The organism is Pseudomonas taiwanensis DSM 21245, assembly GCF_000425785.1.
GTDB classification, from domain to species: Bacteria; Pseudomonadota; Gammaproteobacteria; order Pseudomonadales; family Pseudomonadaceae; genus Aquipseudomonas; species Aquipseudomonas taiwanensis.
Genome location: NZ_AUEC01000019.1, coordinates 1 through 22,643 on the forward strand (window position 1 = coordinate 1; position 22,643 = coordinate 22,643).

A 22,643-nucleotide genomic window follows, 5' to 3' on the forward strand; every position below is an offset into this window, starting at 1 on the left:
GTGATACGCAAATTGCTGGCATGCAGAAAAGACAATGAGCGCGGAGAGCGTGGTTTGGGCCATCCCTTTGCGGCGTATACGCTCGATCAGCTACCTGGGAAAACGGTGCGGATGAATATTCGAGTGGGCGGTGAAGAGCGTCCGTCTTGGGGGGATACATGGGTGAAGTTTCCAAATGGTTGGAAACGATGTGCAGGGGATGGGCCTGATGACCTTCAAGGGTACTGCCATGGAAATTACACCGATTTCAGCGAATTTACGATGCCGGATGGTAGACGTTGCACAATTTACCCAGGTTGTGAGGAATGATAGATGGAGCTGAAGACTGATGGTGCTGAGAGGATTTCAGCTTCGCTGAATGATCAAGCGCTAACATGTCCGCATCGCGGTCGTGAAACAACATTTCAATTGGTGGATGAACAGGGGGCGGGTGAGCCTTATGCGGGCTTGTATTATGAAGCGGTAGACAGTGAAGGGGTTACGTACAGTGGTGCGCTAGATGTCAAAGGATGCGGCAGGGTGACGAATCATCACGGTGCTATATCGTTGCGGTTCGAGAGCGAATATGTCGGCTCGGAAGAGCTTTATAGCGACCTTCAGCGACGTAAATCCTATCCCTTGAAAATTACTGATCTCCAAGTGCGCGCAGAGAAAACGCAGTACGCAAATGCCGATGGATCCAGAACTTCAAGTAATCCTGCGCAAGCAGCGGCGGACCATTACTATCAGGTAGAAACCAGTGAGCTGGTTCGTTATGCCTGCCATTTACCACCGCTCGTTGACCGTGGTTTTCCACCTCGAACCTCCTTGAATGCCATCATGGGGGAGCATGGAAATAGCGGTATTTGCCTTATGCCGGATGCTTGCACGGTGCTTGAAGTGCGTCCGCTCCGGGCATTGCGACCGCTGCTATCGGCGAACGCCGAGTTCTGTGCGCTGAACTTGTATCAGTTGGCGTTGATGGCGACGCTCAGCTACAACCCATTTGGACAGGACCCGGACGAGCACCCCGTGCTGGCTTCTACGGTCAGCTTTCCGTTCATACCCACCAGTGGTAACTGGTTCGGGAGTGCGTTGAACACGTTCAATGAAATCTGGCGTGTCGACCCAGAGCAATCGGAACCCATGTACCCAATACTCGAAGAGGTGGCCTATTCCAGACGTCTGGAAATCGTGCCGTTTGACCCCGCTCTGTATCCAGTGAACGACCCAAGCCTGGGAAACGACCAACAAAATCCGGCGCGCTTGCATTTTTTGGATGACAGAGGTCTCAGCGATGCAACGGACACCCAGGCCTTCATCACTCACACATCTGAATATGCTCTGATTGCAGTACGCGGAACAAACGAAGCAGCGGACTTTCTTCGGGATGTTGATGCACTCCAAGTGCCCTTCGAGCAAGGAGAAGGTCGCGTCCATCGTGGTTTTTATGAGTCAGCACTCAAGGCCTTTGATTTCGCGATGTCGTACCTTGATCAGTTCGACTATTCAAAGAATCTCATCATCTGCGGCCACAGTCTTGGCGGAGCAGTTGCCTTGATCCTGGCCGAAATGCTGCGCCGCACTTCCAAAGAGTTTGCCATCCAACTCTACACCTACGGCGCCCCCCGCGCCGGTGACGTCACCTTCACCCGCAACGCTGCCGACCTCATCCACCACCGCATCGTCAACCATGACGACGTCATCCCCAACGCCCCGCTCCCCTGGATGAACCCGCGCTACGACGTCATGGCCCAAGGCGCCTTGGTGATGCAGATCGATGCCTTGCTTGGCATGAAAATCCTGCGCACAGGCCTGGTCAACCAGGAGGGCGAACATTACGAACATCACGGCAGCCTGCGCCATTTCATGCCGATCGCGCTGACGCCGCACACATCGTCGGCCATTCTGTGGAGCCCGGGCTGCGATACCATCACCGATCAGGCCCTGTGCAGTCGCTACCTGCGCAAGGTCGATGGTTTGCCGGAGCTTCGCTCGATCAGTGTTGCGGATCACGCCATGACGGCCGGTTACCTACCGGCCTGCTGGGCAGTGTTGCGCCGCCACCAGCAAGCACTGGCCGATCGGGCACCTGCGGTCACCCGACGAGAAATACAGCTGGTCGAAGAGGCCTTGAAGTCTATCAGCGAACAGTTGGTCAGGCGCCGAGCACGTCTGGCTGGCGGTGACCATTACGCGCGCACCCATGAGCCAAGCCAAAAGCAGGTGGAGCAGGAGTTGAGCCGTATCAGTGTCACTCGCGAGCGCCTGGCGACCTTGAACCATGCTCCTATCAGTGCAGCCGATATCTATGGCGAGCATGCTGGCACACCTCATCTCATGGCCGCATTGGCGCGTTGGCATGCCCATGCGCAGAACGCCCGAACCGAACCGCTTGCCCAGGCACCCGCTGAGTTGGCGCCCGTCGAGCCCGTGACGCCAGCCATGACCTACAACGACATCCTCGCCTACCTGGATGCCGTGGACGACCCGAATGACCCGCTGAACCTCATATGAAAAAGGGGCACACCCACAAAGGCATGCCCCTTTTGACTGGCGCGTGGGCTATCAGGCGACCTTGACGATCCAGCCCGCTGGCGCTTCGACGTCACCGCTCTGGATGCCGGTCAGCTCGTTGTAGAGCTTCTGGGTAACGGGGCCGACTTTTTCCAGGTCATGGAATACATGCAGCTTGCCGTTGTATTCGATACCACCGATCGGGGTGATCACGGCAGCGGTACCGCAGGCACCGGCTTCGACGAAGCGGCCGAGATTGTTGATCTCGACATCGCCTTCGACCACGGTCAGGCCCAGGCGCGATTGCGCCAGTTCCATCAGCGACAGGCGGGTGATACCCGGCAGTACCGAGGCCGATTTCGGGGTGACGAATTCGTTGTCGGCGGTGATGCCAAAGAAGTTGGCCGAACCGACTTCCTCGATCTTCGAGTGGGTCAGTGGGTCCAGGTAGATGGCGTCGGCGAAGTGCGCCTTCTTGGCTTCGGCGCCCGGCAGCAGGCTGGCTGCGTAGTTGCCGCCGACCTTGGCCGCACCGGTGCCTTGCGGGGCTGCGCGGTCGAAGCTGGAAATCTGGAAGTTGTGCGGCTTCATGCCGCCCTTGAAGTACGAGCCTACCGGGATGGCGAAGATCGAGAAGATGAACTCGGGGGCGGTGCGCACGCCGATGTTGTCACCGGTACCGATCACGAACGGACGCAGGTACAGGGCACCTTTGCCGTGCGGCGGAACGAACTTCTCGTTGGCCTTGACCACTTGCTTGCAGGCCTCGATGAATACATCGGTCGGCACTTGCGGCATCAGCAGGCGTGCGCAGCTGCGCTGCATGCGTGCGGCGTTCTGGTCGGGGCGGAACAGGTTGATCGAGCCGTCCTTGCAACGATAGGCCTTCAGGCCTTCGAAGCACTGCTGGCCATAGTGCAGGGCGGTGGAGCCTTCACTGATGTGCAGCACATTGTCTTCGGTCAGGGTGCCTTTGTCCCACTCGCCGTTGCGCCACACGGACAGGTAGCGCTTGTCGGTCTTGATGTAGTCGAAACCCAGCTTGTCCCAGTTAATGCTCTCGTTACTCATGACACCCTCGATTGTCTTGCAGATGCCCGATCTACTCGGGCTGCTGTGATATGCGCACCTCGCCACGATAATACATCCGTCGCGGATCGGGAACGGCCAGTCACGAATTGGCTGCCGCTCACGTCAATCGGCCTGCCTGTCAGCGCTCCTGCAGGCGTCGGTTCCAGTCACCACCATGGCGGCGGGCGCAGGCCTCTTCGCTGTCGAAACGCACGTGCCAGGCCACATGGTCCAGACGAATGCTGGCTTCGTCGAGCGCCTGGGCTGTCAGTGCCAGCATACGCGCCTTCTGAGGGCTGCCCAGGGCTGCGTCCTTGTCCGCTTCGCGGTCGAATACCCAGGTAATACGCAGGCTGCCGGGGAATGCATCGGGATCCAGGCGATGGGTGAGCCAGGCGAAACCGACAATTTCGGCCTTGGCGGTTTCACAGGCTTCGGTCAGGCAGGCGATCAGTTCGCGCTCCATACGCGCCAGTTCACGTTTGTTCAGGGCTTTCACCAGGCCTCCTGGCGGCAGTGTGTGGAAAAAACCGTCACTTTAGCGCAGTTAATGTCGAGGTTGGTTTTTGCACGGGCGGGGCAGGCGTGATAGAACGCAGGGGTGCCATTCAGAAGTTGAATACCCAGATGTCCATCAGCGCTAAATCGAATAGAGCCCTCTTCGACCTCGACTTGCTCCGAGCCATTGTCGTGGTGGCCGACTGCGGCAGCTTCACCACGGCCGCGGCACGCTTGCACTCGACACAGTCGACCATCAGCCAGAAGGTTCGCCGCCTGGAAGAAATGGTTGGCCACCGCCTGCTGGTGCGTGGCAATCGCGACGTGCTGCCCACCGATGCCGGTCAGACCCTGCTCGGTTATGCCCGCCACATGCTGGCGTTGAACGACCAGATGCTCGAAGCCTTGGCCGGTGCCATGGTCGGCGTGACCGTACGCCTTGGCGTGCCGGAGGACTTCGTCGGCGGACGCACCACCCATGCGTTGTCGGCGTTCAGTCGCCAGCACCCGCAGGTCAAGCTGGAGGTCACCAGTGGGCTGTGTCGCGACCTCAGCCAGTCCTATGACAACGGTGAACTGGACTTGGTGTTGCTCAAGCAGCGGCGCAACAGCCGCGAAGGGGTGGCGTGCTGGCCGGAGCGGTTGCAGTGGATCGACAGCGTGCGCCTGCCATCGTTCGAGCTCGACCCGGTACCCTTGGTCACGTTTCCTCCGCGCGGGCTGTATCGCGATGACATGATCAGCGCCATCGAGGGCATGGGGCGGCGCTGGCGCATCAGCTTCACGAGTTCGAGCCTGAGCGGGATCCAGGCCGCGGTGGCCGATGGGATGGGCATCAGCCTGCTGCCACCACGGGCCGCGACCGGTGAGCATCGCACCCTCGGGCTGGCGCAAGGGCTGCCGGAGGTGGACAGTTATGAAATCGTGATCCTGCATCGCCCGACAGCAGATGTGATGGTCAAGGCGCTGGCGGATGTGCTCAAGCAAATGCTGGCTGTGGACGGGATCTGACAGCCCCCCCCTTGCCGTGCGGCGGACGTTGCGCGGCTGCCGCGATCCGCGCTCGCGCGATCAATGCACGGTCTTGCGCTGCCTGACACACCCCGCAGCTTGCACCGTCAGTTCATCCAGCCATTCATCACGCTGCTGTTCAGCGTCGATCATGGCGTCCTCGCCTTGCTGGTTGAGCAGGTAGGTATGGATCTGGTGCACTTCCGTGGTCTGGTAGATCGGCGCGATATCCAGTCGGCCAATCAGCGCGCCGCTGGCGTGACCGGTGCTGCTCATCAATACCTGCGGCCCATTGGCGGCCACCACTTGCATTCCCATGCTTTCGAACCACGGTACCTGGCCGGCGAAGGCGTTGAGCTCGACGCAGGCGTAGCGCGTCTTGAGGTCCGTCAGCAGGGCACGGGCGATGCCCTGGCGGCGGTGGCTTGGCCGTACCGCAAGAAAGGTCAGCGCGCAGGCCTGGTCGTTGTCCTGGGCCGGTAACGCCAGGGCGAACCCGAGCAGTTGGTCCGGTGCATCGGCGTCCAGGGCGAGGGTCAGTGTCACCCGCAGCCCACGCGTGCCGTCCAGGGCCTGGAGATACTGGTGTACCTCCATGCCAACGCCGTACTGATACAACGGGTACAGCGGATTCTCGACGCGGATGGCGACGCTGCTCAGGTCGCCGACGTTTTCGATCACCAGTTGGCGAATCTGGTTCTGGAAGGACTCGGGCGGCACGCTGTCGAGGCGGCTCAGGATGAACATCGGTGGACGGGCTCCGGCTGGCAAGGGCTTAGGCTGCGCCACGCTGGCGCAGGACCCACAGTCTACCCGTTTTTGCCGAGCAGGCTCAGGCCCGCAGCGCCGCCAGCATCAGGTCCAGGTTCTGCACGGCCGCGCCCGATGCACCTTTGCCCAGGTTGTCGAACACCGCCGTCAGCAGCACCTGGCCATGCGCGGGGTTGGCATACAGCGCCAGTCGCAGGTCGTTGCTGTCGTTCAGGGCTTCAGGGTCGAGCGCTGCCGCTGGCCCGTGCTGGTGCAGTGGCATCACCTGGACATGGCGCGCGCCCTGGTAATGCTGCTCCAGGCAGGCCTGCAGCTGTTCGGCGCGGACGTTGCCTGGCAGCAGGCGCAACTGCACGGCAATGCTCAGCACGATGCCCTGGCGATAGGCGCCATAACCTGGCAGGAACATCGGCCGTTGCGACAGCCCGGCATGTTGCTGGATCTCCGGCACGTGTTTGTGCGCCAGTTCCAGTCCATAGAGTTGCAGGGCAGGGGGGCTGTCTGCTGACGCCTGTTCGTAGCGCTCGACCGCTGATCGGCCACCGCCGGAGTACCCGGAAATGGCATGAATGCTCAGGGGGTAGTCGGCTGGTAGTAGCCCGGCCTTGATCAGCGGGCGCAACAGGGCGATGGCGCCGGTGGGGTAGCAGCCAGGGTTACTGACGCGTTTGGCTTGGGCGATGCGCTCGGCCTGCTGCTCATCCAGCTCTGGCAAACCATAGACCCAGCCGGGGGTTGTGCGGTGGGCGGAGCTGGCGTCGATCACGCGTACGGCCGGGTTGCGCAGCGCTGCAACGGCTTCGCGGGCGGCGTCGTCGGGCAGGCAGAGCAGGGCGATGTCGGCATTGTTGATGGCCTCTGCGCGGCGTTGTGGGTGCTTTCGGTCAGCCTCGGGGAGGGTAATCAGGCGCAGGTCGTCGCGGCCTTGCAAGCGGGCGTGAATGTGCAGGCCAGTGGTGCCTTGGTCGCCGTCGATGAAGACAAGTGGCGTGTGCATGGTCGAGTTCCGGTGGCGGAGGGATGGCCTATGCTCGCGCGTCGCTGGACTAAAGAAAATTTGAATATCATGATGCTTGTATTCATAAATTCTGAATTAACACCATGCGAGAAATCAGCCTGGATCGCCTTCGTACCTTGGTGGTGATCGCCGATATGGGGTCGTTCGCCGAAGCGGCCCGACAGCTCAACCTGGCGCCTGCGACCATCAGTCTCCATGTAGCGGAACTGGAGGCACGGGTCGGGGCTGCGCTGCTGCTGCGCAACCGCAGCCAGGTTCGGCCTACCGCCCTCGGCGAAACCCTGCTGGTGCGTGCCCGCCGCCTGCTGGCCGATGCCGACCTGGCGCTGGACGAGGTGCGCCGGCAGGTCGAGGGCCTGACGGGGCGCGTGCGACTGGGAGCCTCGACCGGCGCCATCGCCCACCTGCTGCCCCAGGCATTGGAGCACCTGCGCCAGACGCATCCAGGGGTCGATATGCAGGTACAGGTGCTGACCTCCCAGGCTTCGCTGACACGGCTGCGTGACGGCACGCTGGATATTGGCCTGGTGGCATTGCCGCAGGTGGCGGGCAAAGGGCTGAGGGTCACACCCTGGCGGCGTGACCCGATCATGGCCTTCGTGCCCAGTGACTGGCAGCCTCCGGCCAAGGTGACACCAGCCTGGCTGGGGCAGCGCGCATTGATCCTCAATGACAACAGCACCCAGCTGTCACGGGTGACCGCCGAGTGGTTCGCGGCGGCCGGGTTGTACCCGGTACCGCGCATCGAACTGAACTACAACGATGCGATCAAGAGCCTGGTGGGCGCGGGGTATGGCGCGACATTGCTGCCTCAGGAGGGCGCAGCGGCAGAGTTCGACCCCAGGGTTGCCCGGCGCCCGTTGCGACCGGGGTTGTGGCGGCAGTTGGGTATTGCCTGCCGGGAAGGGGAGCACGACCGGGCCACGGGGTATGTGCTGGAGGCGTTGGAGCGGTTGCGGCAGTAGACTGGCTCATTGCCGATGTGCTTGAAGAGGCCCGATACTCACTCCGCTGGCGGCTGGGTTTCGGTGACCGGGCGACTGAAGGCGCCATTGCGGACTTGAAAAAAGGTCCGCAGGCCATTTCAATCGATACTTCATGTAATCAATAGAGTCGCCATGACCCGCCATTTCGATGACCTGCAACTGGGTAGCCTGGAGCTGTTCTGCCTTGCCGCCGACACCGGTAGTTTCACGGCGGCCGCTAACGAGGCCGGCGTTACCCCAGCAGCGGTGAGTCGCAGCGTGGCCCGCCTGGAGGAGCGTCTGGGGGTGCGGTTGTTCGTGCGTACCACCCGCCATATGCGCCTGTCTGAGGCCGGCCTGGCGTATTACCAGCAATGCCGCCAGGCACTGGGGCAGCTGGTCGAGGCCGAGCGCCAGGTCGCCGGTGGGCAGCTCGAGCCCAGTGGCCGGCTGCGCATCAGCGCCCCGACACCCTATGCCCATCACCGTCTGCTGCCGCTGCTGCCGCGCTTTCGTGAGCTGTACCCGCAGGTGCAAATCGATGTGCACGTCAGCAATCGCAATGTCGATTTCGCCGACGAGCCGTTCGATCTCGCCATTCGCGGTCGTGAGCCCGCGGATTCGCGGCTGGTGGCAAGGCGGCTGGAAGATGCCGAGCTGGTGGTGGTGGCAACGCCCGGCTACTTGGCACGGGCCGGCGTGCCACAGGTGCCCGAAGACCTGCTGCGGCATGAATGCATCCAGTTCGAGCTCCCCAGCAGCGGCCGCCGTCCGCCCTGGAGCTTTCGCCAGGACGGTCGGCAGCTGGAGCTGGAGACCCACGGATCGTTCACCTGCCAGGGCGACTTCCTGGCCACCGCCACGCTGGTACGCCATGGCGCGGGCTTGATGCAGGCCTATCGCTTCACGGTACAGGATGCTCTGGAGCGTGGCGAGCTGGTGGAAGTGTTGCGTGATTTTGGCGGCACTTCACGGCCGTTCATGTTGATCTACCCGCAGGCGCGGCACATGCCCTTGCGGGTGCGGGTGCTGATCGACTTTCTGTTCAGCGGTGCAAGCCTGGGGCAGGCCCGCACTGTGGCAGGGCTGCCCACACGCCCTTAGGCTGTGTACGAAAAGCCTTGATACTCGGTGATGCTGCGTTGAAAACAGCCTTGCCTGACCTTCGTCCCAAGCCTTTTCCCACAGCCCCTAGAACCAGCGGTCGTTCTTCTTGCGGCCTCGGGTCAGCGACGGCAGGATCAGCCCGGCCAGCAAACCTGCGCCAGCGATGCTACCGCCATAAACCATGTAGCGCATCATCACCTGCTTGTTCTCGTCGCCCAGGCGCGCCTGGGTGTCGCGCAAGCTGGACTGGCTCTGGTCGAGCTGTTCACTGAGCGCCTTGTTGCGCGCCTCCAGCTCATCGATCAGTTTCTTGCGTGAGTCGAGGGTTTCCTGCATACCCTGCACGCGGTTCTTCCAGCTGTCGTCGATGGTTTTCAGCTGACCGGACAACTCCGCCACCTGGGCATCGAGTTGCGGCAGGCGTTCGCTCTGGCCTGGCACCGACTGCAAGTCGGTGCTGAGGATCCACACCAAGTCGCCATTCTGCCCGCGTACCTGACTGTAGTTACCCTGGCTGCCAATGAGCGTGACCTTTTGTCCGGACTTGAGGTTGCCGACGATGCGGTGGCCATCGGTAGGGCCACTGCGCACGTAGGTGGTCAGGCTGTCACTGACCCAGCGCGCATCGCTGGCGGGTTCTTCAGCATGCACCGGAACGACGAGGGCCACCAGCGCGGCGATCAGGCTGCCGCGCAGGGCAGGGAGGACAGGGGCAGAGGGGCGGGAATCAGGCATGTTGGGTCTTCGCTGGAACTGGACAGAAAATGGCCCGGTGAATAGGCCGGTGAACCGGTCGCTGGTTTGACCGTCAGGGAATGACCGCATTTTTGTAGGCAGGTTCACTGCCTAATGTCGGAAATGTCTGCAGAATGTTGCAGGGATGCACGCGAGCCAAGGCGCTAGACTGATGGTTCCTTCAACGCTCCTGGAGCATGGCCATGACTGCCAAGAACACCCTCTGCCTCTGGTTCGACAAGGATGCGCAAGCAGCGGCGAACTTCTATGCCAGTGTTTTCCCCGATAGTCGGGTAGTCGCCGTGCACAAGGCGCCGGCTGACTTCCCCTCGGGCAAGGTCGGCGACGTGATCACTGTGGAATTCATCGTCATGGGCTTACCCTGCGTAGGCATCAATGGGGGCACGGCGTTCAAGCAGACCGAGGCGTTTTCGTTCCAGGTCTGTACCGAAGACCAAGCCGAAACCGACCGTTTCTGGAACGCCATCGTGGGCAACGGCGGCCTGGAAAGCGTGTGTGGTTGGTGCAAGGATAAGTGGGGGGTGTCATGGCAGATCACGCCCAGAGTGTTGCTCGAGTCCTTCAGTCACCCTGATCCCGCAGCGGCCAAGCGAGCGTTCGAGGCGATGATGACCATGGGCAAGATCGATGTGGCTGCCATCGAGGCGGCATTGAAAGGCTGACCGGCAAGACTGGCAGGCCTTGGCGGCGGGTGGGCTCTAGGCTCTGTACGTAAAGCTTTGATACTCGGTGACGCTGCGTTGAAAACAGCCTCGGAATGCTCATTTACAAGCCGTAAACTCCGCTTCCTCGGCTGTTTTCGCCTTGCCTGACCTTCGTCTCAAGACGTTTCATACAGACCCTAAGGACGGGGCGCCTGGGTAAGCCGTATGATCTGCCGCGCGCAGTAGGCGCCGGTGAGAATCACTCCGAACAAACGCAAGGTCTGCATGGCCAGCACCAGGCCGACATCGGCATGGGTCTCAACCGCGATGATCGCCATGGCATCCAGCCCACCGGGGCTGGTGGCCAGGTACATCGACAGGAAGTCGCTGCCCATCGCCTTGGCCATCAGCCAGGCGCAGGCAGCGCACAGCACGATCAGCACCAAGGCTCCAGCTATCATGGTCGGCAGGTGTGTCCACACGTAGCGCACGGTCTGCCGGTCGAAGCGCAGGCCGATGTAGCAGCCAATGGCGCCATACGCCACGGCCAGCAAGGGTTCGGGCAGGGTGATCGTCAGCAACCCGCTCAGCTGCAGCGCACTACCGAGCAATAATGGCATCAGCAGAGCCCCCGCGGGCATTCGGTTGCCGGCGGCAATGCCGACCACCACCACGCCAACACTGAGCAGGCTATTGAGCAGATGCGGTGCCTCGCTGATCGCAGGGGCGTTCGCCGCCGCGCCAGGCCCCGGCGTGGCGCCCAGCAGGTGGCTGACCAGCGAGCCGATCATCACCACGCACACCACGCGCACATACTGCATGGTGGCCACTACGCGGCCATCTGCGCCGTTTTCCTCAGCCATCGACACCATCGCCGACGCAGCGCCAGGAGCGGTGCCCCAGGCAGCGGTACTGCCGGGAATGCCGCCAAAGCGCACCGTGCCCAGGCCCACCAAGGCGCTCAGGGCCACGGTGATGAAGGTGGCGACCAGCATCAGGTGCCAGGACTGCGCCATCGAGATCAATACCGACCAGCTCACCGCGTGCGCCACCAGCAGGCCGACGCAACCTTGGCCGAAACGAAACGCCTGACGATGTAGAGACAGGCGCGCACCGCCTATACCGAACACGATGGCCACCAGCATGGGGCCGAGGAACAAGCCTGCCGGTACGGACAGGGTATGCAACAACTGGCCGAAGGCACCGGCGCCTATCAGTAGCGCGAACCATTTGACGAAGGTCTTGGGGTTGCCGGAGGCAGAGGTCTGCAAGGTCGAGACTCCTTGTGCAGCGATAACGCGGTGTGCGGGGAAAAGTATCGACGGGGCAACCGATCAAGTCTATTTTCTACTTTTGATGAATCCATAACTGAAATTCATGAATCATGGACCTTCGCGACCTGACGTATTTCGAAACCATCGCCGAACTCGGGCATCTGGGCCGGGCTGCCGAACAGCTCAATCGCAGCCAGCCCGCGCTGAGCAAGAGCATCCAGCGTCTTGAAGAGTCGTTGGGCACGCGCCTGTTCCAGCGGGATGGGCGGCGGATCAAACTGACCGAAGTCGGCAAGCTGCTGTTGGCCCGTGGCAAGCAATTGCAGATGAACATCGCGCAAACCGAGCGTGAAGTGCGCGATTTCGCCAGCGGGCTGGTGGGCAACATTCGCCTTGGCTGCGCCGCGAGCATGGCCGATCATCTGTTGCCGAACCTGACGGCGGTCCTGCTTGAGCGGGCGCCGGAGCTGACGCTGAAACTGTCCATCGCTCAGGACGATGTGCTCAAGGAGTCGCTGCGCTCTGGCCAGCTGGATGTGATCATCTCGCCGCAGATCGCCGACGACCCGCAGTTCACCACCTACCCGATCGTTGAAGACGAAGCAGTGGTCGTGGCCAGCGAGGACCATCCGGTGTTTGCCGGCCCCATCACCTTGAAGGACCTGTGCCGCTATCGCTGGGTGTTGGGTGGCCCCACGGTCACGGCTCGGCGCTGGATCGACAACGTGTTCATGGCCCAGCAATTGCCTTCCCCGCAGGTACAGATCGAGACCAATTCGATTTCGCTTCTACCCCGGCTGATCGCCCGCACCCGTCTGCTGAGTTTCGTGGCGCGGGAAACGCTGGAGCACGGTCTGGGCCGTTCGGGTTTGCGCGAGGTGCCGCTGGAGGAGACCACGATGCGGCGAACCGTTGCGGTATCGGTGCGCGCTCAAGGGTATTTGCCACCGGCGGCAAGCTCGATGGTGGAGTTGCTGAGGGAAAAGGGCGTGAGCTTCCTGGGTAGTGAATGGCGGCGAAGCGACGGTGCTTGAGGATTCTGATGGCCGGTTGATGACAAGCGGCACGCTGAATCTACGCTCAAGGCATAAGTAACATTCTGCAATATTCCCCGGCAGGCCCTAATGGATCTCGTTCGTTCGTTACGCAGGAAGGCCGTGCTGGTCGGCAAGTCGCCCTATGGGGGGACGCAATTCTTGAGTTGCCCGGTGCAACTCCTGGCGGAGGCTCATCAATGCTTAAAAAATGCTTGTTGGCGTTGGCCATCGGCGGCTTGCTGTCGGCATCGGCGGTGTGGCTGCCGGACTCGCTCGGTGGCGTATCCACTGCTTATGCGAAAGACGGTGGCGGCGGTGGAGGTGGAGGCCACGGTGGAGGCGGTGGAGGCCATGGAGGCGGCGGAGGCGGCCACGGTGGCGGTGGTGGAGGGCATGGTGGTGGCGGAGGCTCAGGCGGTGGCCATGGCGGCAGTGGCAGCGGACACGGTGGCGACGGCGGCAATGCCGGCTCGGGCCGTGGTGAGAGCGGTCGCAACGGGGCAGATGATGGTGCCAGCCATGAGGCCAACCACGAGGCCAATCACGAAGCGAATCACGAAGCCAACCATGATGTGGGTGGGCCCCACGGCGTGGGGCAGGGGGCGGATGATGGGGTGAATCATGACGTCGGGGATGACCGTGGGGGTGATCGGACCTGACATTCCCGTGGCCTGTACCAGCCCGTTTCGAAAGGCGGTACAGGCGTTCAGGTCGATGGTTGCCCCGGGTAGTCAGGTATGAGGGACCTGTTTGGCCACCGGCGTCCCGGCATACTGCGGCTTCAAATGCCCCTGGTCATCCAGCAGGTACGCATCCATCACTTCGCGCACCACGGGCCCCGCCACCCGGCCTCCGGCCTCGCCGTTCTCGATCATTACCGCCACCACCACGCTTGGATGGTCAGCCGGAGCGAAGCCGACGAACAGGGCGTTGTCGCGGTGGCGTTCCAGGGTTTTGTCACGGTTGTAGCGCTCGCCTTGCTTGATCGCCACCACCTGCGCGGTGCCGCTCTTGCCTGCAATCCGGTACTGCGCCCCAGCCGCCGCCGCGCGGGCGATACCTCGTGGGTCGTGCATGACCATCTGCATGCCCTGGTTCACCTGGTCCCAGGCATGGCGGTCGTGCAGCACGATGTTCGGCATCGGGTTCGGGTCCACCGGTGCTTCACCGCCCACGGTCATGGCCAGGTGCGGACGGTGCCATACACCTTTACTGGCCAGCAGGCTGGTGGCCTGGGCCAGTTGCAGCGGTGTGACCTGCATGTAGCCCTGGCCAATCCCGAGAATCAATGTCTCGCCGGGGAACCAGGCCTGGCGGCGAGTCGCACGTTTCCATTGCTGCGACGGCATCAGGCCGGCCGCTTCCTCGAACATGTCCAGCGACACCTTCTGACCCAGGCCGAACTCACTCATGTAGTCGTGCAGCCGGTCGATGCCGAGTTTGTGTGCCAAGTCGTAGAAGTAGGTGTCGTTGGAACGCATGATGGCGGTGTACATGTCCACCCAGCCATCGCCGCTGTGGTTCCAGTTGCGGTACTTGTGATCGTAGTTGGGCAACTCGTAGTAGCCGGGGTCGAACACTCGGCTGCCGGGGGTGATCACACCACTGTCGAGACCGGCGATGGCGACTTCCGGCTTGACCGTCGAGCCCGGCGCGTAGAGACCGCGCAGCACGCGGTTGAACAGCGGGCGGTCGATCGAGTCGCGCAGGGCTGCGTATTGCTTGAAACTGATGCCCTTGACGAACAGGTTAGGGTCGAAGCTGGGGTTGCTGACCATCGCCAGCACGTCGCCATTGGCCGGGTCCAGCACTACCACGGCGCCACGTCGGTCGCCCAGGGCCTTCTCCGCAGCCAACTGTAGGTGCGCATCGAGGCTCAGGACGATGTCCTTGCCGGGAATCGGGTCCTGGTGATTGAGCACTCGCATCACACGGCCCTGGGCATTGGTTTCGACCTCTTCGTACCCGACGTGGCCATGCAGCTGGCTTTCGTAGAAGTGCTCGATACCCGTCTTGCCGATCGACTGGGTGCCCCGGTATTCAGTGCTGTCGAGGGTCTTGGCTTCCTTTTCGTTGATGCGCCCGACATAGCCCACCGAATGGGCGAAGTGCTCGGCCAGGGGGTATTCGCGGATGAACTGTGGCTCGACCTCAAGGCCCGGCAGGCGGAATTGGTTGACCGCCACCAGGGCGATCTGCTCCTCGCTCAACCCCACCATCAGGGTCACCGGTTCGAAAGGCTTGCGGCCTCGACGAAGGTCCTTGTCGAACTGCTTGCGATCATCTTCGGACAGGCTCAGGACCTGGGCCAGGGTATCGAGAACCTTGGCCGTATCGCCGGCCCGTTCACGGGTCATGGTCAGGTCGAAGCTGGGCTTGTTGTCGGCCAGCACCACGCCATTGCGGTCGTAGATCAGTCCGCGCTCGGGGGCGATGGGCAGCACATGCACACGGTTGTTTTCCGAAACAGCGGTCTGCTGGTCGTGCTGTACCACCTGCAGCACATACAGCCGTCCCACCAGCACGGCCACCAGGCTGCAGACCAGGGCGGCGCAGGCCAGCAGCCGACGGTTGACCAGGTGCTTTTCCTTTTCGTGGTCCTTCAGGGGTATGGGCTGGGGCATGGGCTCGGCTGTCGGGTCTCGGGCAATACGCAAGATCGCGGGGCAGGCAGGCTTGGGCAGGTTCGGCGCAGCCGCTGACGAGCGGTGTCCCTGCCAGCGCCGACCTGCCCCGCGATGGGCGGGCGATGCTACGCAAGGTCGCCGGGAGCCTCAAGGTACCGGATGCACCGCACGGGCCTGGATATGCCGCTCGCCCCCGGTGTCAGTGCCTTCATGGCCAACATGAAGATTCGTTCATGCGACTGACGGGCATAAAAAACAGTTTTTGCGACGGTTACTGACCTGCAACAGGGTTTTGCAGCCAAGTACTGACTAGACTGGCTTTTCCAACCCTGCCCGTGAGAGCGCGATGACGGACCATCCCCTGCAGCAGACGCCCCCGCAAGCCATCCGTTTCCCCGTCGGATTGGTTGCCGCTGTGATCGCACTGGTGGTGGTCTTGCTGCTGCCTCTGCCGGCCACCCTGCCAGTGGCCGGGCAGCGGATGCTGGCGATTCTGTTGTTCGCGGTCATCGTCTGGGTCACCGAAGCGGTGTCCTATGAAGCCAGCGCCATCATGATCACCTCGCTCATGGCGGTGCTGTTGGGCACTGCGCCCACGTTGCAAGACCCCGCGGTGACCTACGGGTCGTCGGCGGGTGTATCGATGGCGCTCAGCGGCTTTGCAAACCCGGCGCTGGCGCTGGTGGTCGGTGCTTTGTTCATTGCTGCCGCGATGACCCACACTGGGCTGGACAAGCGCATCGCCCTGGTCACCCTGAGCAAGGTCGGCGCCAGCACCCAGCGTGTGCTGCTGGGATCGATGGCGGTGATCGTGCTGTTGAGCCTGGTGGTGCCCAGCGCTACCGCGCGCAGCGCCTGCGTGGTGCCGATCATGATGGGGGTGATCGCGGCATTTGGGGTTTCGGCACGTTCGAACATCGCCGCAGGCATCATGATCATCGTCGCCCAGGGCACCAGCATCTGGAACATCGGGATCCAGACCGCCGCGGCCCAGAACCTGCTGACGGTGGGCTTCATGGACAAGATGCTCGGGCAGCGGGTGTCTTGGATCGACTGGCTGATGGCCGGCGCGCCGTGGGCGGTGATCATGTCGCTGGTGCTGGTGGTGCTGGTCCTGAAACTGCTGCCACCGGAAAGCGACAAGGTGCCGGGCGGCATGGAAGGGGTCAACCAAAGCCTGACGCAACTAGGGCCCATGACTGGCGCGCAGAAGCGTCTGGGCCTGGTCTCGCTGCTGTTGTTACTGGCCTGGGCCACGGAAGGGCGCCTGCACCCGTTCGATACCACGACCACCACCTATGTCGGCTTGGTGGTGCTGTTGCTGCCGCGCTTTGGCGTGATGACCTGGAAGGATGTGCAGGCGCGCATTCCGTGGGGCACGGTGATCGTGTTCGGCGTCGGCATCAGCCTGGGTACTGCCCTGCTCAGCACCCAAGCAGGGCAGTGGCTGGGCGCGCAGGTGGTCGAGCGCACCGGGCTGGACCAGGTCGGCTCGTTGGGCGTGTTCGCGATCCTCAGTGCATTCCTGATTCTGATTCACCTGGGCTTTGCCAGTGCCACCGCGCTGACGTCGGCATTCCTGCCCATTCTCATTGCAGTCCTGCAGACGCTGCCCGGCGATTTCAGCCGGGTAGGCATGACCATGCTGCTCGGTTTTGCCGTCAGCTTCGGTTTCATTCTGCCGATCAACGCCCCGCAGAACATGGTCTGCCTGGGCACCGATACCTTCACCCCCAGGCAGTTCGCGCGGGTTGGCATCTGGGTCAGTGTGATCGGCTATGTGCTGTTGTTGGTCTTTGCCGGGACCTATTGGTCGTGGCTGGGCTGGATGTAACCCGCCGGCAAGCCCGGCAACGCTCGTTGGCTAGCCGACCGAGCGATCACTCAAGCTCATGTGGGAATACAAGGAGGCGAGTATGAAAGCTGCTGTCGTTGCAAAAGGGCAACGTGTGGAAGTGGTCGAGAAAACCCTGCGACCGTTGAAGCACGGTGAAGCGCTCCTGGCGATGGAGTGCTGTGGCGTCTGCCATACCGACCTGCACGTGAAGAACGCCGATTTCGGTGACAAGACCGGTGTCGTGCTGGGTCATGAGGGCATCGGCGTGGTCAAGGAAGTTGGTCCGGGTGTCACCTCGCTGAAAATAGGCGACCGGGCCAGTGTCGCCTGGTTCTACCAGGGATGTGGTCATTGCGAGTACTGCAACAGCGGTAACGAAACCCTGTGCCGCGAGGTGAAGAACGCCGGCTACACCGTCGATGGCGGCATGGCCGAAGAGTGCATCGTGGTGGCCGATTACGCGGTCAAGGTGCCCGATGGGCTGGACTCCGCTGCTGCAAGCAGCGTCACCTGTGCTGGCGTCACCACCTACAAGGCAGTGAAGATTTCCAACATTCGCCCCGGACAGTGGATTGCCATCTACGGCCTCGGCGGCCTGGGCAACCTGGCCCTTCAGTACGCCAAGAACGTCTTCAATGCCAGGGTCATTGCGGTGGACATCAACGATGACCAGCTGGCGTTCGCACGGGAAATGGGAGCGGACCTGACGATCAACTCCCTCAAGGAAGACGCCGCGAAGATCATCCAGGAGAAAACCGGGGGGGCTCATGCGGCCGTGGTGACGGCCGTGGCGAAGGCGGCGTTCAACTCAGCGGTGGACGCGTTGCGCGCGGGCGGGCGACTGGTGGCGGTCGGTTTGCCGACCGCCAGCATGGACCTCAACATTCCCCGCCTGGTACTGGACGGTATCGAAGTGGTCGGCTCGCTGGTCGGCACTCGCCAGGACCTGCACGAGGCCTTCGAATTCGCCGCGCAAGGCAAAGTGGTGCCGAAGGTCGCCCTGCGCCGCATCGAAGAGATCAACGAGATCTTCGATGAAATGGAGCAAGGCAAGATCACTGGTCGCATGGTGATCGACTTCACTCAGTAAGGCAGTCGAAGCAAGGCCCCGGTCGCAGGGTGGTGCTGGCCGGGGCCTTGTTTTTCAAGCCGTGGTCAGTGCTTGAACATTACATGACGGATGGCCGTGTAGTCCTCGAGGCCATACATCGACATGTCCTTGCCATAGCCGGACAGCTTCACGCCGCCATGCGGCATCTCGCTGACCAGCATGAAGTGGGTGTTGACCCAGGTGCAGCCGTACTGCAGGCGCGCCGCCAGTCGGTGGGCGCGACCGACATCGGCGGTCCACACCGAGGAGGCCAGGCCATAATCGGAGTCGTTGGCCCAGGCCAGGGCCTGTGCCTCGTCGTCGAACTCGGTGACCGATACCACCGGGCCGAAGATCTCGCGACGCACCACTTCGTCATCCTGAAGGGCGCCGGCCAGTACGGTCGGTTCGAAGAAGAAGCCTGCACGTTCGGCGCGCTTGCCACCGGTAACCACTTCGATGTGCGGCAACTGCCGGGCACGCTCGACGAAACCGGCGACGCGCTCCAGATGCTGCTGGGTGATCAATGGCCCCAATTCGGTGTCCGGGTCGTCCTGCTCGCCATAGCGAATGCTGGCAACGGCTTCGCCGAGCTTCTGCACGAACTTGGCGTAGATGCCTTTCTGTGCATAGATGCGGCAAGCCGCGGTGCAGTCTTGCCCGGCGTTGTAGAAGCCGAAGGTGCGGATGCCTTCCACGGCGGCGTCGATATCGGCGTCGTCGAAGATGATCACCGGGGCCTTGCCGCCCAATTCCATGTGCATGCGCTTCACCGTGTCAGCGGTGCCGGCAATGATGCGGCTGCCGGTGGCCACCGAGCCGGTCAACGAGACCATGCGCACTTTCGGGTGGGCGGTCAGGGGCTCACCGACGCTTGGGCCACGGCCGAAGACTATGTTCACCACGCCAGCCGGGAAAATGCCGGCAATCAGCTCAGCCAGGCGCAGGGCAGTCAGCGGGGTCTGCTCGGACGGCTTGAGTACCACGGTGTTGCCGGCGGCCAGGGCTGGGGCGAGTTTCCAGGCCGCCATCATCAGTGGGTAGTTCCACGGGGCGATCGACGCAACCACGCCCACCGGGTCACGGCGGATCATCGAGGTATGGCCCGGCAGGTATTCGCCAGCGGCCGAACCTTGCAGGCAACGGCTGGCACCTGCGAAGAAGCGGAACACGTCGGCCACGGCTGGCAGTTCGTCGTTCAGCGCGGCGCTGTAGGGCTTGCCGCAGTTGTTCGATTCCAGGCGTGCCAGTTCCGCTGCGTTGGCATCGATGGCGTCGGCCAGCTTCAACAGCAGGAGCGAGCGGTCCTTCGGCGCGGTCTGCGACCAGCTGTCGAAGGCCGTATCGGCAGCCTGAACGGCGGCATCGACCTGGGCAGGCGTGGCCTCAGCGATCTCGATCAGAGTGGTGCCGAGTGACGGATTGAGGATGGCAAGCGTTTCGCCTTTGCCGGCGACCAGTTGGCCGTTGATCAACAGGTTGGTTTGCATCGGTGGAACCTCCAGTTCGGGAGCGTAGAGCACATTCGGTCGGTGTCGTGTTCAAGCGCGTGCCACGGCGCGGCTACTTGCCGCTGCCCGCCACGCCTTCGCCACCTTTGGTCAGGTAATAGGCGCCCAGGATCGGCAGCATCGTCACGAGCATCACCAGCATGGCGACCACGTTGGTTACGGGGACGTCGCGGGGGCGGCCCAGTTGGTTCAGCAGCCAGATTGGCAAGGTTCGCTCATGGCCGGCGGTGAAGGTGGTGACGATGATTTCGTCGAATGACAGGGCGAACGCCAGCATGCCGCCGGCCAGCAAGGCCGAGCCAAGGTTGGGCAGGATCACGTGGCGGAAGGTCTGCCAGCCATCGGCGCCCAGGTCCATCGAGGCTTCGATCAGGCTCTGGGAGGTCCGCCGCAGGCGAGCGATGACGTTGTTGTAGACGATCACCACGCAGAAAGTGGCATGGCCGATGACGATGGTCAGCATGCCCGGCTCGATGCCCAGTGACTTGAACGCCGACAGCAGGGCGATACCGGTGATGATGCCGGGCAAGGCAATCGGCAGGATCAGCATCAGCGAGATGCCTTCCTTGCCGAAGAAGTCGCGCCTGTACAGCGCCACCGAGGCCAGGGTGCCCAGCACCATGGCGATCAGCGTGGCGATGCCGGCGACCTTTACCGACAGCACGATGGCATCGAGTACGTCCTGGCGCGCGAACGCCACGCTGAACCAGTGCAGGGTGAAGCCCTTGGGCGGGAAGCTGAAGGCGGCGTCCTCGGTGTTGAAGGCGTACAGGAAGATGATCAGGATCGGGAAGTGCAGGAACACCAGTCCGCCCCAGGCGGCGGCTTTCAGCCCCCAGGAAGCCTGGCCGTGGGTTGAGGAGTCAGAGTGCATCGAAGGCCCCCAGGCGTTTGACGATGGACAGGTAGACGGCGATCAGCACGATCGGTACCAGGGTGAAGGCGGCCGCCATCGGCATGTTGCCGATCGCGCCTTGCTGGGCGTACACCATGTTGCCGATGAAGAACCCGGGTGGACCCACCAGTTGTGGCACGATGAAGTCGCCCAGGGTGAGGCTGAAGGTGAAGATCGAACCGGCGGCGATGCCAGGCACCGACAACGGCAGGATGACCTGGAAGAAGGTCTGCTGCGGGTGTGCCCCCAGGTCGGCCGAGGCTTGCAGCAACGAAGGCGGCAGGCGTTCGAGAGAGGCCTGGATCGGCAGGATCATGAACGGCAGCCAGATGTACACGAACACCAAGAAGCGCCCGAAGCTGGAGGTGGACAGGGTATTGCCCCCCAGCCCCGGCAGGCCCAGCAGCAGGTTCAGTACAGGTTCCAGGCCCAGGTGCTGGATGAACCACATCGCCACGCCGCCCTTGGCCAGCAGTAGGGTCCAGGCGTAGGTCTTGACGATATAGCTGGCCCACATCGGCAGCATCACGGCGATGTAGAAAAACGCCTTGGTCTTGCCGTGGGTGTAGCGTGCCATGTAGTAGGCGATGGGGAAGGCCACCGCGCCGCTGGCGACGGATACCGCCACGGCCATCAGCACCGTGCGCTGGATGATGTCGAAGTTGGCCGGGTTGAACAGCGAGGTGAAGTTGGACCAGGTAAAGTCCGAGGTCACCATCATGGTGAAGTCGTCGAAGGTGTAGAAACCCTGCCACAGCAAGGTCAGCAACGAGCCCAGGTAGATTGCGCCGAACCACAGCAGCGGTGGTACCAGCAGCAGCGACAGGTACAGGGTCGGCTTGCGGTACAGCAGGTTCGACAGGCGTCGCAGCGGGCCATTGGCTGTCGCCGTAGCCGGTGCATTGAGGGTCAGTTCCATGTCATGCGCCCTCGTTGAGCACCACCATGGCCGCGCGCGACCAGCGAGCGGTCACCTGCTGGCCCGGCTGGTGGGGGAGGTGGCTGTCGGCCCACTGGCTGTTGGCCTGGCTGAGGCAGAGGTTCTGACCGTTGTCCAGGCGGATTTCGTAGCGGGTCGCCGCACCTTGGTACTGGATGTCGTGCAGCAGGCCGCTGATCTCGATGTCGCTGGCGCCGCGTTCGCCGTCGGCGAAGCGGATGTGTTCCGGACGGATGGAAAACGGCTGTGCGTTGCCGGTCAGGGCGCGGGCGAGGTCGCCGCGCAGCACGTTCGAGGTGCCGACGAATTCCGCCACGAACGGTGTGGCCGGCTTCATGTACAGGTTGCGAGGGGTGTCGACCTGCTCGATGCGGCCTTTGTTGAACACCGCCACGCGGTCGGACATCGACAGCGCTTCGCTCTGGTCGTGGGTCACGAAGATGAAGGTGATGCCCAGTTGGCGCTGCAGTTTCTTCAGCTCGCTCTGCATCTGTTCGCGCAACTTGAGATCCAGCGCGCCCAGGGGTTCGTCCAGCAGCAGTACGCGTGGGCGGTTGACCAGGGCGCGGGCCAAGGCCACGCGTTGGCGCTGCCCGCCGGAAAGCTGCACCGGCTTGCGCTGGCCATAACCCCCCAAGGCCACCATGGCCAACGCCTCTTCGGCACGCTGCAGGCGGTCAGCCTTGCCAACCCCTTTCACCTTCAGGCCATAGGCGACGTTCTCCAGCACGCTCATGTGCGGGAACAGCGCGTAGTCCTGAAACACCGTGTTGACGTCGCGCTGATAGGGCGGCAGACCGGCGGCTTCCTGACCGTGGATGCGGATCGAGCCTGCGCTGGGTTGCTCGAAGCCGGCGATCAGGCGCAGGCAGGTGGTCTTGCCCGAGCCCGATGGGCCGAGCATGGAGAAGAACTCGCCGTCCTTGATGTCGATGGACACCCGGTCAACGGCTTTCACCTCGCCGAATTGGCGGGAAACCTGGGTGAACTGAACAGCGGGGGTGGTCATGGTGCACGCTCCAAGGGGCAGGAATCCGGCGTAGCAGGGCCCTGCCCGTTGCTCTGAAGGACGGGAAATCGCTATGCAGGTAGTTC

The 22,643-nt window shown here is 62.7% G+C and carries 20 protein-coding genes and 1 pseudogene; 10 read left to right on the top strand and 11 right to left on the bottom strand.

What is annotated here, in order from left to right; all coding sequences use genetic code 11:
* A pseudogene (locus H620_RS27260) lies at nucleotides 1-309 on the top strand (hypothetical protein); the annotation flags it as partial.
* Between the two features lie 3 nt (nucleotides 310-312).
* On the top strand, nucleotides 313-2,496 hold the full coding sequence (locus H620_RS25620) for a lipase family protein (protein WP_049818742.1): 2,184 nt from the start codon (nucleotides 313-315) through the stop codon (nucleotides 2,494-2,496).
* A 51-nt stretch (nucleotides 2,497-2,547) separates the two neighbouring features.
* Here the strand turns inward: H620_RS25620 and H620_RS0108250 are convergent, their stop codons facing one another.
* Both H620_RS0108250 and H620_RS0108255 read right to left on the bottom strand, forming a co-directional pair.
* The gene (locus H620_RS0108250) at nucleotides 2,548-3,567 is read right to left on the bottom strand and encodes a branched-chain amino acid aminotransferase (RefSeq protein ID WP_023380128.1); all 1,020 of its coding nucleotides are present in this window, start codon (nucleotides 3,565-3,567) and stop codon (nucleotides 2,548-2,550) included.
* 139 nt (nucleotides 3,568-3,706) lie between these two features.
* Nucleotides 3,707-4,066: a hypothetical protein gene (locus tag H620_RS0108255; RefSeq protein WP_027907157.1), complete on the bottom strand. Its 360-nt coding sequence runs from the start codon at nucleotides 4,064-4,066 to the stop codon at nucleotides 3,707-3,709.
* Between the two features lie 128 nt (nucleotides 4,067-4,194).
* On the opposite strand from H620_RS0108255, the gene H620_RS0108260 reads away from it, so the two are divergent.
* On the top strand, nucleotides 4,195-5,076 hold the full coding sequence (locus tag H620_RS0108260; RefSeq protein WP_023380130.1) for a LysR family transcriptional regulator: 882 nt from the start codon (nucleotides 4,195-4,197) through the stop codon (nucleotides 5,074-5,076).
* Nucleotides 5,077-5,136: 60 nt separating this feature from the next.
* On the opposite strand, the gene H620_RS0108265 is transcribed toward H620_RS0108260, so the two are convergent.
* Together H620_RS0108265 and argC are read right to left on the bottom strand one after the other, a co-directional pair.
* Nucleotides 5,137-5,823 (bottom strand): GNAT family N-acetyltransferase, encoded by a 687-nt coding sequence (locus H620_RS0108265; protein ID WP_023380131.1) that lies wholly within the window; start codon nucleotides 5,821-5,823, stop codon nucleotides 5,137-5,139.
* A gap of 85 nt (nucleotides 5,824-5,908) precedes the next feature.
* Nucleotides 5,909-6,844, bottom strand: coding sequence for an N-acetyl-gamma-glutamyl-phosphate reductase (gene argC, locus H620_RS0108270; RefSeq protein ID WP_023380132.1), 936 nt, complete (start codon nucleotides 6,842-6,844; stop codon nucleotides 5,909-5,911).
* A gap of 104 nt (nucleotides 6,845-6,948) precedes the next feature.
* On the opposite strand from argC, the gene H620_RS0108275 reads away from it, so the two are divergent.
* Both H620_RS0108275 and H620_RS25625 read left to right on the top strand, forming a co-directional pair.
* Nucleotides 6,949-7,830 (top strand): LysR family transcriptional regulator, encoded by an 882-nt coding sequence (locus H620_RS0108275; RefSeq protein WP_027907158.1) that lies wholly within the window; start codon nucleotides 6,949-6,951, stop codon nucleotides 7,828-7,830.
* A 153-nt stretch (nucleotides 7,831-7,983) separates the two neighbouring features.
* A complete protein-coding gene (locus H620_RS25625; RefSeq protein ID WP_023380134.1) occupies nucleotides 7,984-8,934 on the top strand; it encodes a LysR family transcriptional regulator in 951 nt (316 codons plus the stop codon).
* Nucleotides 8,935-9,021: 87 nt separating this feature from the next.
* Here H620_RS25625 and H620_RS0108285 read toward each other — a convergent pair whose 3' ends face one another.
* Nucleotides 9,022-9,672 (bottom strand): TIGR04211 family SH3 domain-containing protein, encoded by a 651-nt coding sequence (locus H620_RS0108285; RefSeq protein ID WP_027907159.1) that lies wholly within the window; start codon nucleotides 9,670-9,672, stop codon nucleotides 9,022-9,024.
* A gap of 203 nt (nucleotides 9,673-9,875) precedes the next feature.
* On the opposite strand from H620_RS0108285, the gene H620_RS0108290 reads away from it, so the two are divergent.
* The gene (locus tag H620_RS0108290) at nucleotides 9,876-10,355 is read left to right on the top strand and encodes a VOC family protein (RefSeq protein WP_023380136.1); all 480 of its coding nucleotides are present in this window, start codon (nucleotides 9,876-9,878) and stop codon (nucleotides 10,353-10,355) included.
* A 179-nt stretch (nucleotides 10,356-10,534) separates the two neighbouring features.
* Here H620_RS0108290 and H620_RS25630 read toward each other — a convergent pair whose 3' ends face one another.
* The gene (locus H620_RS25630; RefSeq protein WP_023380137.1) at nucleotides 10,535-11,608 is read right to left on the bottom strand and encodes an AbrB family transcriptional regulator; all 1,074 of its coding nucleotides are present in this window, start codon (nucleotides 11,606-11,608) and stop codon (nucleotides 10,535-10,537) included.
* Between the two features lie 113 nt (nucleotides 11,609-11,721).
* Between H620_RS25630 and H620_RS25635 the strand changes: the two genes are divergently transcribed.
* Entirely contained in the window at nucleotides 11,722-12,645 is a 924-nt protein-coding gene (locus H620_RS25635; RefSeq protein WP_023380138.1) for a LysR family transcriptional regulator, read from the top strand.
* A gap of 200 nt (nucleotides 12,646-12,845) precedes the next feature.
* The gene (locus tag H620_RS27085; protein WP_162144443.1) at nucleotides 12,846-13,307 is read left to right on the top strand and encodes a hypothetical protein; all 462 of its coding nucleotides are present in this window, start codon (nucleotides 12,846-12,848) and stop codon (nucleotides 13,305-13,307) included.
* A gap of 72 nt (nucleotides 13,308-13,379) precedes the next feature.
* Here H620_RS27085 and mrdA read toward each other — a convergent pair whose 3' ends face one another.
* Nucleotides 13,380-15,272 carry a penicillin-binding protein 2 gene (mrdA, locus tag H620_RS0108310; RefSeq protein WP_023380140.1) on the bottom strand — a complete coding sequence of 631 codons (1,893 nt, stop codon included), beginning with the start codon at nucleotides 15,270-15,272 and terminating at the stop codon, nucleotides 13,380-13,382.
* A gap of 349 nt (nucleotides 15,273-15,621) precedes the next feature.
* Between mrdA and H620_RS0108320 the strand changes: the two genes are divergently transcribed.
* Nucleotides 15,622-17,109: a DASS family sodium-coupled anion symporter gene (locus H620_RS0108320; protein ID WP_049818743.1), complete on the top strand. Its 1,488-nt coding sequence runs from the start codon at nucleotides 15,622-15,624 to the stop codon at nucleotides 17,107-17,109.
* Nucleotides 17,110-17,191: 82 nt separating this feature from the next.
* Nucleotides 17,192-18,202, top strand: a complete 1,011-nt coding sequence (gene adhP / locus H620_RS0108325; RefSeq protein ID WP_023380142.1) for an alcohol dehydrogenase AdhP — start codon at nucleotides 17,192-17,194, stop codon at nucleotides 18,200-18,202.
* A 65-nt stretch (nucleotides 18,203-18,267) separates the two neighbouring features.
* Here adhP and H620_RS0108330 read toward each other — a convergent pair whose 3' ends face one another.
* The 4 genes from H620_RS0108330 to H620_RS0108345 all read right to left on the bottom strand — a co-directional run bounded on the left by H620_RS0108330 (nucleotide 18,268) and on the right by H620_RS0108345 (nucleotide 22,557).
* Nucleotides 18,268-19,692 carry a gamma-aminobutyraldehyde dehydrogenase gene (locus tag H620_RS0108330; RefSeq protein ID WP_023380143.1) on the bottom strand — a complete coding sequence of 475 codons (1,425 nt, stop codon included), beginning with the start codon at nucleotides 19,690-19,692 and terminating at the stop codon, nucleotides 18,268-18,270.
* 73 nt (nucleotides 19,693-19,765) lie between these two features.
* Nucleotides 19,766-20,587 (bottom strand): ABC transporter permease, encoded by an 822-nt coding sequence (locus H620_RS0108335; RefSeq protein ID WP_023380144.1) that lies wholly within the window; start codon nucleotides 20,585-20,587, stop codon nucleotides 19,766-19,768.
* On the bottom strand, nucleotides 20,577-21,527 hold the full coding sequence (locus H620_RS0108340) for an ABC transporter permease (RefSeq protein ID WP_027907162.1): 951 nt from the start codon (nucleotides 21,525-21,527) through the stop codon (nucleotides 20,577-20,579). The genes H620_RS0108335 and H620_RS0108340 overlap by 11 nt, the downstream gene beginning before the upstream one ends.
* Nucleotide 21,528: 1 nt before the next feature.
* On the bottom strand, nucleotides 21,529-22,557 hold the full coding sequence (locus H620_RS0108345; protein ID WP_023380146.1) for an ABC transporter ATP-binding protein: 1,029 nt from the start codon (nucleotides 22,555-22,557) through the stop codon (nucleotides 21,529-21,531).
* Nucleotides 22,558-22,643 lie beyond the last annotated feature (86 nt).